At 67.0% G+C, this 17,286-nt stretch carries 17 protein-coding genes and 1 tRNA gene; 12 read left to right on the top strand and 6 right to left on the bottom strand.

What is annotated here, in order from left to right:
• Positions 1 to 33 precede the first annotated feature (33 nt).
• The 3 genes from ygfZ to B7R24_RS11905 all read right to left on the bottom strand — a co-directional run bounded on the left by ygfZ (position 34) and on the right by B7R24_RS11905 (position 2,190).
• Complete coding sequence (gene ygfZ / locus B7R24_RS11895; protein WP_116419194.1) at positions 34 to 1,173, bottom strand: CAF17-like 4Fe-4S cluster assembly/insertion protein YgfZ; 1,140 nt, start codon at positions 1,171 to 1,173, stop codon at positions 34 to 36.
• On the bottom strand, positions 1,173 to 1,769 hold the full coding sequence (locus B7R24_RS11900; RefSeq protein WP_116419195.1) for an FABP family protein: 597 nt from the start codon (positions 1,767 to 1,769) through the stop codon (positions 1,173 to 1,175). The genes ygfZ and B7R24_RS11900 overlap by 1 nt, the downstream gene beginning before the upstream one ends.
• A gap of 163 nt (positions 1,770 to 1,932) precedes the next feature.
• A complete protein-coding gene (locus B7R24_RS11905; protein ID WP_116419196.1) occupies positions 1,933 to 2,190 on the bottom strand; it encodes a hypothetical protein in 258 nt (85 codons plus the stop codon).
• A 77-nt stretch (positions 2,191 to 2,267) separates the two neighbouring features.
• Between B7R24_RS11905 and B7R24_RS11910 the strand changes: the two genes are divergently transcribed.
• The 8 genes from B7R24_RS11910 to pstB all read left to right on the top strand — a co-directional run bounded on the left by B7R24_RS11910 (position 2,268) and on the right by pstB (position 11,531).
• Entirely contained in the window at positions 2,268 to 2,960 is a 693-nt protein-coding gene (locus tag B7R24_RS11910; protein ID WP_104242648.1) for a winged helix-turn-helix transcriptional regulator, read from the top strand.
• Positions 2,929 to 3,822 (top strand): mycothiol synthase, encoded by an 894-nt coding sequence (gene mshD / locus B7R24_RS11915; protein WP_116419197.1) that lies wholly within the window; start codon positions 2,929 to 2,931, stop codon positions 3,820 to 3,822. Before B7R24_RS11910 ends, mshD begins: the two co-directional genes overlap by 32 nt.
• A gap of 76 nt (positions 3,823 to 3,898) precedes the next feature.
• Positions 3,899 to 6,079, top strand: coding sequence for an RNA degradosome polyphosphate kinase (locus B7R24_RS11920; protein WP_116419198.1), 2,181 nt, complete (start codon positions 3,899 to 3,901; stop codon positions 6,077 to 6,079).
• Positions 6,076 to 7,008, top strand: coding sequence for an NUDIX hydrolase (locus B7R24_RS11925; RefSeq protein WP_116419199.1), 933 nt, complete (start codon positions 6,076 to 6,078; stop codon positions 7,006 to 7,008). Before B7R24_RS11920 ends, B7R24_RS11925 begins: the two co-directional genes overlap by 4 nt.
• Positions 7,009 to 7,174: 166 nt before the next feature.
• Positions 7,175 to 8,302, top strand: a complete 1,128-nt coding sequence (locus B7R24_RS11930; RefSeq protein ID WP_116419200.1) for a phosphate ABC transporter substrate-binding protein PstS — start codon at positions 7,175 to 7,177, stop codon at positions 8,300 to 8,302.
• An 88-nt stretch (positions 8,303 to 8,390) separates the two neighbouring features.
• Positions 8,391 to 9,596, top strand: a complete 1,206-nt coding sequence (gene pstC, locus B7R24_RS11935; RefSeq protein ID WP_216363684.1) for a phosphate ABC transporter permease subunit PstC — start codon at positions 8,391 to 8,393, stop codon at positions 9,594 to 9,596.
• Positions 9,590 to 10,693, top strand: a complete 1,104-nt coding sequence (gene pstA / locus B7R24_RS11940) for a phosphate ABC transporter permease PstA (protein ID WP_437123530.1) — start codon at positions 9,590 to 9,592, stop codon at positions 10,691 to 10,693. The genes pstC and pstA overlap by 7 nt, the downstream gene beginning before the upstream one ends.
• Positions 10,694 to 10,751: 58 nt before the next feature.
• Positions 10,752 to 11,531, top strand: coding sequence for a phosphate ABC transporter ATP-binding protein PstB (pstB, locus tag B7R24_RS11945; RefSeq protein ID WP_116419203.1), 780 nt, complete (start codon positions 10,752 to 10,754; stop codon positions 11,529 to 11,531).
• A gap of 97 nt (positions 11,532 to 11,628) precedes the next feature.
• Here the strand turns inward: pstB and B7R24_RS11950 are convergent, their stop codons facing one another.
• The 3 genes from B7R24_RS11950 to B7R24_RS11960 all read right to left on the bottom strand — a co-directional run bounded on the left by B7R24_RS11950 (position 11,629) and on the right by B7R24_RS11960 (position 13,900).
• Complete coding sequence (locus B7R24_RS11950; protein WP_116419204.1) at positions 11,629 to 12,471, bottom strand: anti-sigma factor; 843 nt, start codon at positions 12,469 to 12,471, stop codon at positions 11,629 to 11,631.
• Complete coding sequence (locus tag B7R24_RS11955; RefSeq protein ID WP_116419205.1) at positions 12,468 to 13,061, bottom strand: sigma-70 family RNA polymerase sigma factor; 594 nt, start codon at positions 13,059 to 13,061, stop codon at positions 12,468 to 12,470. Before B7R24_RS11955 ends, B7R24_RS11950 begins: the two co-directional genes overlap by 4 nt.
• Before the next feature lie 209 nt (positions 13,062 to 13,270).
• Entirely contained in the window at positions 13,271 to 13,900 is a 630-nt protein-coding gene (locus B7R24_RS11960; RefSeq protein ID WP_116419206.1) for a DNA-directed RNA polymerase subunit beta, read from the bottom strand.
• Between the two features lie 109 nt (positions 13,901 to 14,009).
• Here B7R24_RS11960 and B7R24_RS11965 point away from each other — a divergent pair.
• The 4 genes from B7R24_RS11965 to B7R24_RS11980 all read left to right on the top strand — a co-directional run bounded on the left by B7R24_RS11965 (position 14,010) and on the right by B7R24_RS11980 (position 17,265).
• Positions 14,010 to 14,082 (top strand) — tRNA-Lys (locus B7R24_RS11965).
• A 129-nt stretch (positions 14,083 to 14,211) separates the two neighbouring features.
• Positions 14,212 to 15,012 (top strand): GntR family transcriptional regulator, encoded by an 801-nt coding sequence (locus B7R24_RS11970; RefSeq protein WP_367302622.1) that lies wholly within the window; start codon positions 14,212 to 14,214, stop codon positions 15,010 to 15,012.
• Positions 15,009 to 15,860, top strand: a complete 852-nt coding sequence (locus B7R24_RS11975; RefSeq protein ID WP_116419207.1) for an aldo/keto reductase — start codon at positions 15,009 to 15,011, stop codon at positions 15,858 to 15,860. The genes B7R24_RS11970 and B7R24_RS11975 overlap by 4 nt, the downstream gene beginning before the upstream one ends.
• A 31-nt stretch (positions 15,861 to 15,891) precedes the next feature.
• Complete coding sequence (locus B7R24_RS11980) at positions 15,892 to 17,265, top strand: MFS transporter (RefSeq protein ID WP_116419208.1); 1,374 nt, start codon at positions 15,892 to 15,894, stop codon at positions 17,263 to 17,265.
• Positions 17,266 to 17,286 lie beyond the last annotated feature (21 nt).

Consider the following 17,286-nt stretch of genomic DNA (forward strand, 5'->3'; position numbering starts at 1 on the left):
CCCAAGGGCCAGCGGGGCGCTCTCAGTTCGGGGTCAGCGGCGCTGGGCGCCGAGGCGGGGAAGGCGCGGGATGCGGCCGACCGCGGCGCCGGCCTCGGGGGGCACGATGGTCTGCTGGCTGGCGGCGACGAGGATGTCTTCTGAGCGTGCGACGAGGATTGCGTCGGTGGGGGTGGTGCGGCGCACAAGGGCCAGGGCGATGGGGCCGAGTTCGTAGTGCAGGGCGCTGGCGGTGATGTGGCCGACGGCCTGGTCAGCCAGCAGCACTTGGTCTCCGGGCGCGGGGAGCACCGCGTCGGAGCCGTCGAGGTGCAGCATGACGAGGCGGCGGGGCGGGTGGCCGAGGTTGTGCACCTTGGCGACCGTCTCCTGCCCGCGGTAGCAGCCTTTGCTGAGGTGCACGGCCGAGCGGATCCAGTCGACCTCGTGCGGGAGCAGCTTCTCGTCGGCCTCGGTGGTGAAACGCGGGCGCCAAGCGGCGATGCGGAGAGCTTCGAAGGCGAGCACTCCGGCGACGGGCACGGAACCATCACGCACGGCGGAGACCAGGTCGTGCAGCGACGACCGGGCGATGAGCGTCTCGTGCCACGGGAACTCCTCCGCCGGGTGAGCGTCGACGGCGGCGTATTGGGTACCGCCCTCGACGACCTCGGTCCACGGGTCGACCCAGGTGAGCGGCACATCATGGGGCGCCGCGATGAACGGAGCCAGCACTTCAGCAGCACCAGAATCAGCGGCAACTGCGGCGAGCCACCCCACCGTCGCGAACTCCGCGCTGCGGTCGGCGACCTCGACCCGCAGCATGAACCGCATGCGGTCGAGCCAGGTGGTGAGAGCCGCCGTTTCAGGCCCGTCGACGAGCAGCCACGCCGTGACACCATCGTCGAGCACGCGGATGGCGTGCTCGACGCGCCCCGACGGGTCGAGCAGCAGCGTCTCGGCCGAGTCTCCGGGGGCGAGACGCTTGAGCGCCTGCGACGTCACCGAGTCGAGCCAGCTGAGGCGGTCGGGCCCGGTCACCGAGATCACGCCGCGCGACGAGAGGTCGACGAGGGCTCCGGCCACGAGCATCCGCTGTTCGCGGAGCGGGTTGCCGTAGTGGGCGGGTACGCCGACGTCGGCTCCGGATGCCTCGACTGCGCCGGGCAAAGAGAGGAACGGTGAGCGGTCCATCAGTCGGTCTTCACGAGCCGCGCCGACGCGTGCGTGCGGAGGTCTTGGCCGAGGGCCGCGATGTCCCACGCCCAGAGCAGGTCGTTGCTGACCAGGCCGTAGAGGCGGGTCGCCGCGGTGTACTCCTTGGCCGAGTGCGAGCGCATGACGGCGTCGGTCGCGAGGTCGATGCGGGCCGCCTTGACCTGGCCGATGTAGAGCTCGTCGACACCGCCCGGGTGAAGCAGCGAGACCTCGATGTCGAAGCCGTCGTTGGCGTTCCGGAGGCTCTCGACGGCATTGGTCGAGGAGTAGGGTCGCGGGTCGCTGCCAGGCAGCATGCCGGGGCCCTGGTCACCCGGGGCCACCGGCCGGGAGAGGCGCCAGTAGCCCAGCTCGGAGACGAGCGGCGTCAGCTTGTCGTCGAGCAGCCACGCGTAGGAGCTGTAGTTGAGGTAGGGCAGACCGTCGTTGCTGAAGCTGACGCGCTGGCCGAATTCGTGGGTGACCTTCTCGTCGCCGATCGTGTAGTCGATGACGCCGGTGCCCTCCCAGACCCCGATCAGCCAGGAGAGAGGAACGATCTCGGACGGAAGCCCGGTGGGGATGTCTATCATGAGGCGGCAGGCGCGATCAGCTCGAAGCCCTCAGAACCGTTCAGCGCTGGCCCCGGAACAACCTCAGAATGACGACGATCGACGTGAAGGCGATGCCGACACCGGCCAGCCCGAGCAGCCCGAGATAGAAGATTTCAAGAGGAACGAAGTTCATGGGCCGATTCTACTGGCTCACGGTCAGCACGAGGGTCGCCACGGCCAGAATCACCAGCGAGCCGGCAATGCTGGCCGAGACCCGGTCGACGAACCCGCCGGGCCGGGAGAGGGCGAGCTGCACCACGAAGGTCAGGATGACCGCACCCCCCAGAATGACGGAGAGGAACACGAGGAAGGAGGCCGGGCTCGAGTACAGCCCGGTGACGACCGCCCCGATGAGTGCGAGCGCCCAGACCGGGGCGGCGCTTTTCACGAGGAGGGGCATCGCCCCATTCTGCCCGATGCCGCGGTCGCATTCGTCACACCGCTAGTATTGGCTCAGGCATTATCTGGAGGATCTCTGTGGCGCAGTTGTTGATCCTGACCTCTGCGGTCGACAAGGAGGTCCTGCCCGCGCTCTCACTGCTCAGCCATCGCACCCGGCAGATTCCCGCCGAAGCCGCCCAGCTGGTGAACACCCCCAACTGCGACCTCATTTTCATCGACGCCCGTCGCGATCTCGCCAGCGCCCGTTCGCTCTGCAAGATCCTGAAGACCACCGGTATCGGCGTACCCATCGTGCTCATCCTCACCGAGGGCGGGCTCACCGCCGTCAGCGCCGAATGGGGGGCGGCCGACGTCCTGCTCGAGTCAGCGGGGCCCGCAGAGGTCGACACGCGAATCCGCCTGGCCATCGGTCGGCAGGTGCAGGAGCAGTCGTCGTCGAAGATCCAGGCCTCGGGCGTCGTTATCGACGAGGCGAGCTACTCGGCCCGCGTTCACGGGCGCCCCCTCGACCTGACGTTCAAGGAGTTCGAGCTGCTGCGCTTCTTCGCCCTGAACCCCTCCCGCGTGTTCACCCGCGAGCAGCTGCTCAGCGAGGTGTGGGGCTACGACTACTTCGGTGGCACGCGAACGGTCGACGTGCACGTCAGGCGCCTGCGCGCGAAGCTCGGCGACCTCGAGTCGCTGATCGGCACGGTGCGGAACGTCGGCTACCGCTTCAACTTCTTCGAAGACGAGAATGAGCGACTCGCTCAGGCTCGAAACGCGTAGCAGCGGGGCCGGCGACGCCCCCGGCCGGGTGCAGCTCGCCGCGCTCGACGCCCTGCTCGATGCCGCGGCGCAGGCCGACGGCCAGCCCGCGTTCAACGACCAGACCCGCCTCGAGACGAGAGCCGGCACCAATCGCGTCGTGCTCGGCTTCGACGGCGAGCGGCTCGTGGCCGCTGCCGCCGTGGCCGACGACACCCTCGAGCTGGTGGTGACACCGGATGCCCGGGGCCGGGGTCTCGGCGAACAGCTGGCCCTGGCCGTGCCGTCCTCCCTGGCCTGGGCGCACGGCGACCACCCCGCGGCCCGCCGCCTCGCGCAGAAGCTCGGCTTCGACCCGGTGCGGCGCCTGCTCCAGCTGAGGAGGCCGCTCGACCCGTCGACGGTGGCCGCGGCATCCGGAGCATCACCCGGCGTCACCATCGACACCTTCCGGCCGGGCCTCGACGACGGCGAATGGGTGGAGCTGAACGCGAGGGTCTTCGCCGGGCATCCGGAGCAGGGCAGGCTGACGGCCTCCGACCTGCACGCCCGCATGGGCGAACCCTGGTTCGAGGCCGGCGACTTCCTGGTCGCCAGGGACTCGGCGACCGGGTCGATGATCGGCTACAACTGGTTGAAGGTCGAGCCGCCCGAGCCGGACGGGTCACGCATCGGCGAGATCTACGTGATCGGCGTCGATGCTCGTTCGTCGGGCCGCGGCCTCGGCCGCACGCTGATGCAGCACGGGCTCACCCGGTTGCAGGGCCGCGGATGCACGACCGCCGCTCTCTACGTCGAAGAAGACAACGGCCCGGCTGTTCCTCTCTATCGCAGCCTCGGCTTCACCGACCACACGGTCGACGTGCAGTACGCCAGAAGGTAGCCCTCGAGCATCCGTCGCCGCCTCGTTCACCCTGCGTTTACTCTCGTGCATCGTCGGTGAGTGACATGATGATGGGATGGACGGCGACAACATCACTCTCGACGCGGGCGTGGGCGCGGACTACCTCGACGACGATTTCGAGCTGGTCGAAGACCCCAACGACCCCGCGCTGCCAGAAGGCCGCTACCTCGACCGCGAACTGAGCTGGCTCGCTTTCAACCAGCGCGTGCTCGAGCTGGCCGAAGACCCGTCGCTCCCGGTGATCGAGCGGGCCAACTTTCTCGCGATCTTCGCGTCGAACCTCGACGAGTTCTTCATGGTGCGGGTCGCCGGGCTGAAGAGGCGCATCGTGACGGGGCTCGCGGTTCCGACCAACATCGGGCGGGGCCCACAAGACGTTCTGAACGACATCTCGGTCGCCGTGCACGAACTGCAGGCGCGCCACGCCGCGGCGTACCAGAACCTGGTGAAGCCGGCACTGGATGACGCGGGCGTGCACATCGTCGACTGGGAGTCGCTCGGCCAGGTCGATCGCGACCGGCTGACCGAGGTGTTCAGCGACGAGATCTTCCCCGTTCTGATGCCGCTCGCGGTCGACCCCGCGCATCCGTTCCCCTACATCTCGGGGCTGTCACTGAACCTCTCGGTGCGGGTTCGCAACCCGAAGAGCGACCGCCAGGAGTTCGCTCGCCTCAAAGTGCCGCAGGTGCTGCCGCGCTTCGTGCGCGTCGACCCGAAGGAGCGCGTGAAGAACGTGCGCTTCATCAGCCTCGAGAACCTGATGGCGAACCACCTCGGCCACCTCTTTCCCGGCATGGAGGTGCTCGAGCACCACGTGTTCCGCGTCACCCGCAACGAAGACGTCGAGATCGAGGAAGACGAGAGCGAGAACCTCATCCAGGCGCTCGAGAAGGAGCTCCTGAAGCGTCGCTTCGGCCCGCCCATCCGCCTCGAGATCACCGAGGAGATGGATGACGTGACCCTCGGTCTCATCGTTCGGGAGCTCGATGTCACCGAGCAGGAGGTCTACCGCCTCCCCGGCCCGTTGGACCTCGGTGGCCTGTTCGAGCTGAGCAAGGTCGAGCGACCGGACCTGAAGTATCCGAAGCACGTGCCGACCACCAACGTCTACCTGCTGCCGCCGGAGCCCAACGCCCGGCCCGACATCTTCAAGGCGATCGCCCGGCAGGACATCCTTGTGCACCACCCGTACGAGTCGTTCGCGACGAGCGTGCAGGCGTTCCTCGAACAGGCCGCCGCCGACCCCGACGTGCTCGCCATCAAGCAGACCCTCTACCGCACGAGCGGCGACAGCCCGGTGGTCGAGGCCCTGATCGACGCGGCCGAGGCCGGCAAACAGGTGCTCGCGCTGGTCGAGATCAAGGCCCGCTTCGATGAGCAGAACAACATCTCCTGGGCCCGCAAGCTCGAGAAGGCCGGCGTGCACGTCGTCTACGGGCTCGTCGGGCTGAAGACGCACTGCAAGCTCGCCCTCGTGGTACGCCGCGAGAAGGGCAAACTGAAGCACTACAGCCACATCGGCACGGGTAACTACAACCCGAAGACCTCGCGCATCTACGAGGACTTCGGGCTGTTCACCGCCGACGACCAGGTGGGCAAAGACCTCACCCGCCTCTTCAACGAGCTCAGCGGATACGCCATCGAGAAGAAGTTCAAGCGCCTTCTCGTGGCTCCGTTGCACCTGCGCAAGGGCCTGCTGAAGCGCATCGCGCAGGAGGCGACCAATGCCGAGAACGGCCTGCCCTCGGGCATCAAGATCAAGCTGAACTCGATCGTCGACGAGGCCATCATCGATGCGCTATACCGCGCGAGCCAGGCGGGGGTGCCGATCGACATCTGGGTGCGGGGCATCTGCGCCATCAAGCCCGGCGTTCCGGGGCTCAGCGAGACCATCCGGGTGCGCTCGATTCTCGGGCGCTATCTCGAGCACTCGCGCATCTTCTGTTTCGAGAACAACGGCGATCGGCAGGTGTTCATCGGCAGCTCCGACATGATGCACCGCAACCTCGACCGCCGCGTGGAGGCCCTCGTGCGGCTCACCGCTCCCGACCACCTGAAGGAGATCGGTTCGCTGTTCGAGCTCGCCATGTCTGACACCGTCACCTCCTGGCTGCTCGACGGCGAGGGCGGCTGGACGAGGCACACGGCGAACGCTGAGGGCGAGACGCTCATCGACCTGCAGGACAGGCTGCAGTCGCTCTCCGCCCGCCGCAAGCGCCCGAGCATCCTCCGGTGACGGTCTACGCGGCCGGCGCCGTGTGCTGGCGCCTCCACGGCGACAAGGTGCGGGTGCTGGTCATCCACCGGGCCTTCCGCAACGATGTGTCACTGCCCAAGGGCAAGGTCGATCCGGGCGAGACGCTGCCCGAGACCGCCGTGCGCGAGGTCATGGAGGAGACCGGGTTGCCGGTCGAACTCGGCGTGCCTCTCGGCGTGACCAGCTACACGATGCCGAACAACCGCGACAAGGTCGTCTACTACTGGGCGGCCGAGGTCACCCCGGAGGCCTACGCCTCGTCGAGCTTCGAGCCGAACGAAGAGGTCGCGGGCTTCGAGTGGCTCTCCCTCCGCAGAGCCAAGAAGGTGCTGACCTACGAGCGGGATGTCGAGGTGCTCGAGCGCTTCCAGCTCCTGGTCGACCAGGGTGTCTCGCGAACGTTCGCTGTCATCGCGCTGCGGCACGCCAAGACCATCCCCGGGGGCGACTTCGACGGGCCGGATGCCCAGCGGCCGCTCACGCATCGAGGGCGTACAGAGGCGAACGTGATCGTTCCGACCCTCCGCGCCTTCGGGCCGGAGGTCGTCATCGCGAGTACGGCCAGGCGCTGCGTCGAGACCGTCACGCCGTTCTCGGAGGCCACAGAGATCCGCGTGCGCACCACAGACCTGATCAGCCAGGACGCCTTCGAAGACGGAACGAGCGATGTGCGGCATGTCGTAGCGAAGCGGGTGCGCAAATCGAAGAGCGCGATCCTGTGCGCGCACGGCCCGGTGCTGCCCGAGATCGTGCGCGAGGTCGGGCTCGCCGCCGGTGGCAGCCGCCAGGCGTCGCTGGCCCGCGCCGGCGACCTGCCCGTGGGCGGCTTCTCGGTGCTGCACCTCTCGCTCGAACAGCCGGGCTCGGGCATCATCGCCATCGAAACGCATCTGCCGCAACTCGCCTGAGCGGCTCCCCGCAGTTCAACCTGTGTTCACCTTCCGTTCACCCTACGGGGGCTACGTGGTTACGACCGCCCCGTACTTTCTATAAGGGCCTGCACCGGCCTCCCCAGCGCCTGCACCCGATCACTTACCAGGGCGTTGATGGACTACCCCAATTGAAGGGAACACAGTGAAGTTCAAAAACGTGGCCGCGACAGGAGCCGTCCTCGTGACGGTCGCCATCGCGCTCTCCGCCTGCTCGTCGAGCAGCACCACCGGATCGAGCACCACCGCAGCGCCGAGCACCACCGCCGCAGCAGAAGCCACCTCGGCTCCGCTGGACGCCAGCCTCACCGGAACCATCACAGCAGGTGGCTCCAGCGCGCAGGCCAACGCCGAGACCGCCTGGATCACCGCCTACAACGCCCAGGTCAAGGGTGTCACCGTCAACTACGACAAGTCGCAGGGCTCGGGCGGTGGCATCACCAACTGGCTCGCCGGGAGCTACGACTTCGCCGGCAGCGACTCACCCCTGAAGGCCGACCAGCAGACCTCCGCCCAGACCCTCTGCGGTACCGGCGGCGGGCTGAACCTCCCCGTCTACCTCGACGGCGTGGCCATCATCTACAAGCTCGATGGCGTCACGAAGCTGAACCTCTCGACCGAGACCCTCGCGAAGATCTTTTCGCTCGCCATCACCACCTGGAACGACCCGGCGATCGCCGCTGACAACCCCGGTGTCACACTGCCCTCGACGGCCATCACGACCGTGGCCCGTTCCGACGGCTCCGGCACGACGCAGAACTTCACCAACTTCCTGAGCGCTTCGGCTCCCACCGTCTGGACCGCCCCGGCCAGCAACACGTGGCCGATCACCGGCAACGTCAGCTCGCAGAAGGGTGGCTCGGGCGTCGTCCAGGCCGTCGGCGCGGGCAGCGGAACCATCGGCTACGCCGACCACAGCGCGATCGGTGACGCCACCGCCGCGACGATCAACAAGGTCGAGTTCAGCCAGGATGCTGCGACCGCAGCGTTCGCCGCGGGTGCCACCACGGTTCCCACCGCCACGGGTGACCTGTCGCAGAAGTTCGACTACTCGAAGCTGACCGGTACCGACGTGTACCCGATCCCGCTGGTGTCGTACCAGATCGTCTGCAGCACCTACAAAGACGCCAAGCAGGCCGAGCTGACCAAGTCCTTCATCGGCTTCGTCGCCTCCACGACCGGCCAGAAGGTCGCCGCGAAGAACGCCGGTTCGGCTCCGATCCCCGACGAGATGCTGACCAAGGTTCTGGCCTCGCTCGCCACCGTCAAATAATCTGAACCATCCGGCATTAATCTGAACCATCCGGTCTCCTCCGACCGTCCGTCACGAACTCTCGAGAAAGAACGCAGTGAGCGACAAGATCTCAGTTCAATCTGCTCCCCCGAGCTCGCCCGGCAGCGTCGGAACAACCACCGGTAAGGCCCCGGGAGACAGCCCGCGAAACAGCGCGGCTGCCTCCCGGGGCAGTTCCCGGGTTCGCCCCGGTGACTTCATCTTCCGATTCCTGAGCACCGGCTCCGCCGTGCTCATCATGATCATCCTGGCGGGCGTCGCCCTCTTCCTGATCATCTCCGCCATTCCAGCCATCACGGCCGACTGGGGAACGAACGACCAGCTCAACACCGGCCCCACCGCCGGCTTCCCCAACTTCTGGGCCTACGTCGGTCCCCTGATCTGGGGCACCCTGTGGTCAGCGGCAATCGCCCTGCTCATCGGTGCTCCCATCGGTATCGGCATCGCCCTGTTCATCTCGCACTACGCGCCGAGGCGGCTCGCGGGCATCTTGGGGTACCTCGTCGACCTGCTCGCCGCCGTTCCCTCGATCGTCTTCGGTCTCTGGGGCATCATCGTGATCCGCCCGTTCCTGCTGCCGCTGTCTGACTGGCTCTCGGCAAACCTCGGGTGGATCCCGCTCTTCGGCGGAACCGTGACCACCACCGGTTCGACGATCCTCGCCGGGGCGCTCGTGCTCGCCGTCATGATCCTGCCGATCATCACCTCGATCTCCCGGGAGATCTTCCTTCAGACGCCGCGCCTGCACGAAGAGGCTGCGCTCGCCCTCGGTGCCACGCGCTGGGAGATGATCCGCATGGCCGTCTTCCCCTACGCCAAGTCGGGAATCGTCAGCGCGACCCTGCTCGGCCTCGGCCGCGCTCTCGGTGAGACGATGGCGATCGCCCTCATCATCTCCCCGGCCATCATCGTGTCGGCCCGACTCATCACCGAGGGCCAGAACTCGCAGACGATCGCCGCGAACATCGCCCTGAACTTTCCCATCGCCACCACACTGCAGCGCGACGCGCTCATCGGTACCGGACTGATGCTCTTCGTCATCTCGCTGGCAGTGAACTCGATCGCCCGCGTGATCGTCAACGGCAAGCCGCGCAGCGGCAAGAAGAAGAGCAAGACACCCGGCCCCTCCTCCCCCGGGCCGCTGAGCCGCGTTCCCGCCGGCGACTTCGCCTCTGCGACCGCCATCGACGTGGTCGCGGGTTCCAGTCGGGCCGGCAAGCCCGGCGACGACGGCCCTGCCCCCGAAGAGACCAACGAAGGAGCGCGATTTTGACCGCCCTCAGCCAGCGCACGAAGCCGACGGGTCCGGTCGGCAACTCGCTGACCACCGGCCAGCTCCCCCGCTTCTCCGAGATCTACGTGCTCGTCGGGGCCGCTGTGGTCAGCGCCCTGCTCCTGCTGCTGATCGGCTTCAACGTCGTCGGTTGGCTGGTGCTGACCGCCATCTTCTACCTGATAGCACTCGGACTCCTCTCCCTCGTGGTGGAGAACCGGCGCAAAGCCACCGACCGGATCGTGCGCGGATTGGTGACGATCGCGTTCCTGCTGGCGCTCATCCCACTCGTCTCGACGCTCTCGACCGTGATCATCCAGGGTGCCGGCGAGCTGAGCTGGTCGTTCATCACCCAGACGGGCGCTTCGACCTTCGACCCTGACACCCTCGAGGTGAAGCAGACACCCGGTGCGCTGCAGGCCATCGTCGGAACGCTGATCATCACCGGTATCGCGGCGCTGATCTCCATTCCGATCGGGTTGTTCACCTCGATCTACCTGGTCGAGTACGCGCTGCCCAAGCAGTGGCTCGCCCGTACCGTCACGTTCCTCGTCGACGTGATGACCGGCATCCCGTCGATCGTCGCCGGCCTGTTCGCCTTCTCGCTCTTCTCGATTCTCGTCGGACCCAAGGCATTCAGCGGCTTCTCTGCCGCGGTCGCCCTCTCGGTGCTGATGATTCCGACCGTGGTCCGGGCCTGCGAAGAGATGCTGCGGCTAGTTCCCGGCGATCTGCGCGAGGCGTCGTACGCGCTCGGTGTCTCCAAGTTCGCTACCATCGTCAAGATCGTGCTCCCGACGGCGATCGCCGGCCTCATCACCGGCATCATGCTGGCCATCGCCCGCGTCATCGGTGAGACCGCCCCGATCTTCCTGGCGGCGAGCTTCACCGACAATTTCAACTCGAACGCCTTCGACGGTCCGATGCAGACGCTCCCGGTGCTCGCCTACACCGGCTACGCCTTCCCCGGTTCCGACATCCCCGCGTCGAACGCCTCCGCCTGGGGAGCGGCCCTTCTGCTGGTCATCCTGGTGGTCATCCTGAACCTGATCGCCCGTGTCATCGCGAAGATCTTCGCCCCCAAGGGCGCGCGCTGATCCGCGTCTCCCGACCCTCCAACTTTTCCGAACCCCCCTCTTTTCGATAAGGAAGACATTGTCCAAACGAATCGAAGTCAACGACCTCAACGTGTACTACTCCGACTTTCTGGCGGTGGAGGGTGTCACGATCACGATCGAACCGCGCACCGTCACCGCCTTCATCGGCCCGTCGGGCTGCGGCAAGTCGACCTTCCTGCGCACGCTGAACCGGATGCACGAAGTCATCCCCGGCGCCCACGTGAAGGGTGAGGTGCTGATCGACGGCAACAACCTCTACGCCCAGGGTGTCGACCCCGTGATGGTGCGTCGCCAGGTGGGAATGGTGTTCCAGCGCGCGAACCCGTTCCCGACCATGTCGATCAGAGACAACGTGCTGGCCGGTCTGAAGCTGAACAACCGGCGGCTGTCGAAGGGCGACGGCGACGACCTGGTCGAGAAGGGCCTCCGCGGCGCCAACCTCTGGAACGAGGTCAAAGACCGTCTGAACCTCCCCGGCGGCGGCCTCTCCGGTGGCCAGCAGCAGCGTCTCTGCATCGCCCGCGCCATCACGGTCTCGCCCGACGTTCTGCTGATGGACGAGCCCTGCTCGGCCCTCGACCCCATCTCCACGCTCGCGATCGAAGATCTGATCACCGAGCTCAAAGAGGATTACACGATCGTCATCGTGACGCACAACATGCAGCAGGCCAGCCGCGTGTCAGACCGGACGGCGTTCTTCAACATCGCCGGCACCGGCAAGCCCGGCAAGCTCATCGAATACAACGACACCACCTCCATCTTCGGCAGCCCGACCATGAAGGAGACCGAGGACTACGTCAGTGGTCGCTTCGGATAGGGTGCAGGCCCACGTACAACGACGAAGCCCCGCCGATCATCGGCGGGGCTTCGTCGTTGGTGCGTGCTGTGGCAGTCGATGCAGGGAGCCGGAGCGGCTAGGAGCTCGTGACGGCGAGGATCGGCGTGGTGGTCGGCGACTGCGAACCACCGGCGGGCTCGACGGTCACACCGACGGTGTCGCCCGCACCCAGGGTGCCGGTGAGAACGTGCCATGTCGTGGCGTCGCCGCCCGGTGTGAACGTTCCGGCCGGGGTAGCCGCGTTGCCGTTGATGTACCACGCCTCGTAGGTCTTGCCCTCGGGCAACGACGGCAGACCCTGTGCGACGACAGCAGACTTGCCGACCTGGGCCGACCAGAGCACGGTCGCCTCTCCCCCGCCGGCGACCGTACTGTGGGCGGTCTGCACATCGGGGGCGGCGTAGATCTCGGCGAGCGCACTGGCCGAGGCCTGCTCGGAATTCGAGGAGTTGTTCTGCAGGAACTGGGTTCCCACAACACCGCCTCCGACGAAGATGGCGACGGCTGCCGCGGCAGCGACGAGCGCTCCGACGGGCCGGGCGAACCAGCGGGTGTGCGCCTTCACGGTCGCTGCCGACCGGGGTGCGAAGGTCTCAGAAACAGAGTCACGCTCGGTCACGCTATGCGGAGCATCCTGAGCCGACGAGAAGGATTCACCCGGCTCGATGAACGAACCGGCGTGGCGGGGGGCCTGCGGCGTGCGGGCGATCTGGGCCATCAGACGCACCTTGAGGTCGTCTGAGGGCTGCACCGGCGTCGCGGCGAGAGCCATCAGGGTTGCGGTGGCGCGCAGCTCTTCGGCCTCGATCGCCAGCTCGGGCGAGTCGGCGAGGGCCCGTTCGAAGGCAGAGGTCTCATCGAGGCTCAGTGCGTCGAGGGCGTAGGCACCCGTCTGGAGGTACTGCTCTTCCTTGGTCACGATGTGACCCCCATCTCATCACGCAGACGAATCATTCCGTCGCGCAGTCTCGTCTTTACCGTGCCGATCGGCACGTGCAGCATTTCTGCCACCTCGCTGTGGCTGTAGCCGCCGTAGTACGCGAGCGAGATGGCCTGGCGCTGAAGCTCAGTCAGTTGACCCATGGCCTTCTTCACCCTTTCATGTTCGATGCGTATCTCGACGGTTTCTGATGTCTGGTCGTACTCGCGCTCGAGATCCCTGATGCCGATCTTCGTATCGCGGTCGTGCCCTGCCTGCGAAGCCCTGACCCTGTCCACCGCGCGGCGGTGGGCCATCGTGAGAATCCACGACATAGCGGCTCCGCGCCCGGTGTCGAAGCGGTCGGCGGTCTTCCAGATCTCCAGGAAGACCTCCTGCGCCACTTCTTCGGACTGCGCGTAGTCGATGAGAAGCCGTCTGATCAGACCCAGTACGCGAGGGGCGACCCTGTCGTACAGCTCTGAAAAGGCCCGCTGGTCTGCGGCGGCGACCTTGTGCAGAAGAGAGTCGAGACTCTGTTCTGGTTCGGTGTCGCCTCGTTCGATGTGTTGGGTCACAAGTTTAAGCATCTCAGGTCTGTGCCTCAATCGGTCGAACACGCGGTTTCTCTTGACACCGATAGTTCGGAACGATGAGCCAATTGGATTGCTCGGGGGATGCTCAGGGGCTGGAAGCTGAGGTGCCGGGCCGCAGAAACGCCTCTCGGCGCGAGGCCGCTCGGAGCGGCTAAATTTGGAGCCCGGGGTTACTGCGGCCCGACCTGACTAGGGTACCAGCTTCAGTCCAGGCTGTCCCTGCGCCAGAGATTCGCGCACGCGGCGAGCTCCGATGAGATGGTCTGAAAGCGTGACGCACGGGTGGTCAGTTCGCTGGCGCGGGCCGGATGCACGGGGTCGACGTCATCGGCGAGGCTGACACATCCACTGGCCATCAGCCGACAGAACGCCCCCGCTCGGTCGAGCGCCACCGCGAAGTCGCCCTCGAAAAGCCCGCGCAGGATCTGGTCGGCCAAAGCAGTGATCTCGTCGGGACCGGTCGGCGCCTGCGCCCCCGCGACGACCGGATCGATGGTCGACGACAGCTCGGCTCCGCGCTGGTAGACGAAGCTCGACTGCTCGGGGTCCTGGCGCGTGAGCGCGCGCAGCAGGTAGATGCGCCAGAGCGCGCCGGGAAGGCTGCGGGCGGATGATCGTGACCACAGTTCGGCGATGGCGTCGATGCCATTCACGTCGGTGTAGTCGATCAGTCGATCGATGACGCCGGGATCGGGGTCGGCGCGCACCCTGCTGAGCAGGGCCGCGGCGGTGTCGTGGGCGAGCCGGCTGATCTGCGCCGGGTCTTCGCCGCCCTTGAACGCTTCGAAGGTCGATCCGGCGAACAGGGTCGGCTTGTGCGGTTTGTCTGTCACGCCTCAACGGTACGCCACCCGTTCGACGGGCCGCCCGATCGGCGCCAGACGCTGCCGACGGGCCACCCGTTTAGCGCTCGACCGGTCGAACCGGTAGATTGGTGGGCAAGGGCCTCTAGCTCAGTTGGTAGAGCATCGGACTTTTAATCCGTGGGTCGTCGGTTCGAGCCCGACGGGGCCCACCCCCTCTCCCAGGAATCGCCCGCCGTTTCGTCGGCGGGCTTTCCTTTTGCCCGTTTCGATCGTCGATCGTGTAGGATCGATCATCGGTGAAGAGGCCTCGGGCTCCTTGCCTGACGAGAGGAGTGCGGGTGTCGGTTGCACGAGTTCACGGCGGAGCCGGCGTCGCGCGCGGGCTGAGCAGTCGGCTGATGGTCGCCGACCACATCTATGACGCTGTGCTCGAGGCTCTGATCGATGGGGCCCTCGAGCCCGGCAGCGCGATTGTCATCGACGCTCTGGCGCGCCAGTTCGATGTCTCGCAGACTCCCGTGCGGGAGGCTCTCGCACGACTCGAGTCGACGGGGCTGGTGCGCCGCACCGCGCTGAAGGGCTATCGCGTCGCCCCGATGACGACCCGTGACGAGCTCGACAGGCTGATGCAGGCCCGTCTCGTGTTCGAGCCGAAGTTGGCCGAGTTGACCGCGGGCCGGATGTCGACGCACCGCGTCGACGCTCGCACCGACGCCGAACTGCAGCAGGCGGTGGACGACCTCGCCTCCGCGTCGCTCGGGCCGTCGTTCGCTGAGTTCCGCGCGTACTGGGAGGCCGACGAACGCTTCCACCGGCTGGTGGCCGAGGCCGCCGGCAACGAGTTCCTGCTCAGTGCGTATGTGGCGCTCGGTGGGCAGATCGTGCGCTTCCGGCTGTTCGGCGGCAGCGGTGTCACCGACTCCGAGCACTGCGTGGCCGAACACACCCGCGTGCTCGAGGCCCTGCGTTCCGGCGATCCCGCGGCAGCCGGGAGGGCGATGGCCGCCCACATCGATGACGCTCGCGTGCGCGCCCTGAACTCGATCGACGAAGCCGAGCACACGCATCCTCACACCGCACCGGCAGCATCCACCGCACGCGCAGCATCCACAGCATCCACAGAACAGGAATCGCGATGACCGCAGAGACCACCGACGTCGAGACGATCGAGATCGCCCAAGGCGTCCACATTCCCCAGATCGGACTCGGCGTCTTCCAGGTGCCCGCCGACGAAGCGCAGCGGGTCGTCGAAGACGGCCTCTCCGCCGGCTACCGGCACGTCGATACCGCGGCGGCCTACGTCAACGAGGCCGGCGTGGGTGCGGCCCTCCGCGCCAGTGGCCTGAACCGTGACGACGTGTTCCTCACGTCGAAGCTGCGAAACGGCGACCAGGGCTACGAGCAGACCCGTCGCGCCTACGCGGACTCGGTGGAACGCCTCGGCATCGAGTCGCTCGACCTGTACCTGATCCACTGGCCGTACCCGTCGGCCGGGCTCTTCGAGGAGAGCTGGCGCGCGCTGCAGGACCTCGCCGCCGAGGGTGCGGTTCGAGCGGTGGGCGTCTCCAACTTCCTGCCGGAGCACCTCGAGGCGATCACGAAGCACGGCGGCATCCGGCCCGCAGTGAACCAGATCGAGCTGCACCCGACATTCCAGCAGCCCGCCGTGGCGAGCGCGAGTCGGGCGCTCGGCGTGGCCGTGCAGGCGTATTCACCGCTCGGGCAGGGCGCCGACTTCTCGGCCAAGCCGGTTCTCGAGGCGGCCACCGCGCACGGGGCGAGCCCGGCCCAGGTCATTCTGGCCTGGCATCTGGCGCTCGGACACATCGTCATTCCGAAGTCGTCGCGGCCCGACCGGCTCGCCGAGAACCTCGCCTCCGCCGGCCTTCGACTCACGCAGGCCGAAATCGACGCAATCACCGCGCTCGACTCGAACGAACGCATCGGCGGAGACCCCGCCACCTTCTCGCTCACGCAGATGCGCTGAGCGTTCTCCCTACGTCCCGATGGAGTGACACATGGTAAACACCTCGAATCCGAATGCGCAGACCGCCGATACGGCCGAACCGGCCACCCGACGACAACTGCGAACGGTCGTCTTCGCCGCATCGTTCGGCAACCTCGTCGAGTGGTTCGACTTCACGTCGTACGGTCTGCTCGCAGCAACGCTGGCCATGCACTTCTTCACGGCGACCGGCGAGGGAGGCGGAACGCAGGCACTGCTGCTCGCCTTCGCCACGTTCGGAGCGGGCTTCGTGGCCCGGCCGGTGGGCGGCATCCTTCTCGGCATCTTCGCCGACAGGCGGGGCCGCAAGCCCGCCCTGCTGCTCTCGATCGGCCTGATGGGGGCGGCCACGGCCGTGGTCGCGGTACTGCCCGACCAGAAGTCGATCGGCATCATCGCGCCGATTCTGCTGCTGCTGGCGCGGTTGCTGCAGGGAGCCGCGGCCGACGGTGAATGGGGCGGTGCCGCATCGTTCCTCGTCGAGTGGGCACCCAAGACACGGCGTGGGGTGTTCGGCAGCTTCCACACGGCCACCATCTTCGTCGGAACGCTCACCGGGTCACTGGTCATCGCTGGCCTGACGGGTGCACTCGGCGCCGATGCGATGGCCGACTGGGGCTGGCGCATCCCGTTCGCCATCGGCGGCCTGCTCGCGCTCATCGCTATCCCGATCCGGCTGAGGGCCGAAGAGACGCCGATCTTCCGTGCCGAGATCGAGTCGAAGTCGGTGCCGTCAGGGGCGAAGTCGACTCCGGATGCCGTCATCGACGGCGAGATGGGTCGCGGCGCCCTCGTCCGCCGACTCGCGTACATCTTCTGCCTCGTCGGTATGCAGTCGGCGGCGGTCTACACCTTCACCAGCTACTACCCGTCGTTCGTGACCCAGTTCACCACAGACGGGTCGCAGCCCGTCGGATCCGGTGCCGCTCTGTTCTCGAATGCCCTGGCGAGTGTCGTGGTGATCGTCGTGGTCATCTCCTCGGGGTTCGTCTCCGACCGCATCGGGCGAAAGCCCGCGATGATGCTCAGTTGCTTCCTCGTCCTGGTGCTGCCCTATCCGCTGCTCTCGCTGGTCATCGCGGCCCACAGCTTCGCGGTCACCGTGTTGGTGCAGTGCATCCTCGCGGCCTCGGTCGCGCTGTTCCTCGGCTGCCTGCCGGTCGTGCTGGTCGAGTCCATCCCGGCCCGGGTTCGCGTGGCCGGCCTGAGCACGTCGTACAACGTGGCATCCGCTGTCTTCGGAGGCTTCGCGCCGCTGATCGCCGGCGCGCTCGTCGCCGTGACGGGAGCACCGCCCACGGCGGCCCTCTGGACCGTCTTCGCCGCCGCCATCTCGACGGTGGCCGTGTTCTTCTTCAAGGAGAGCCGGGGCAACCCGCTCTCCTGAGCGCGTCCTTCCCTCCCGCAT

The organism is Subtercola boreus (assembly GCF_003399645.1).
Lineage (GTDB): Bacteria > Actinomycetota > Actinomycetes > Actinomycetales > Microbacteriaceae > Subtercola > Subtercola boreus_A.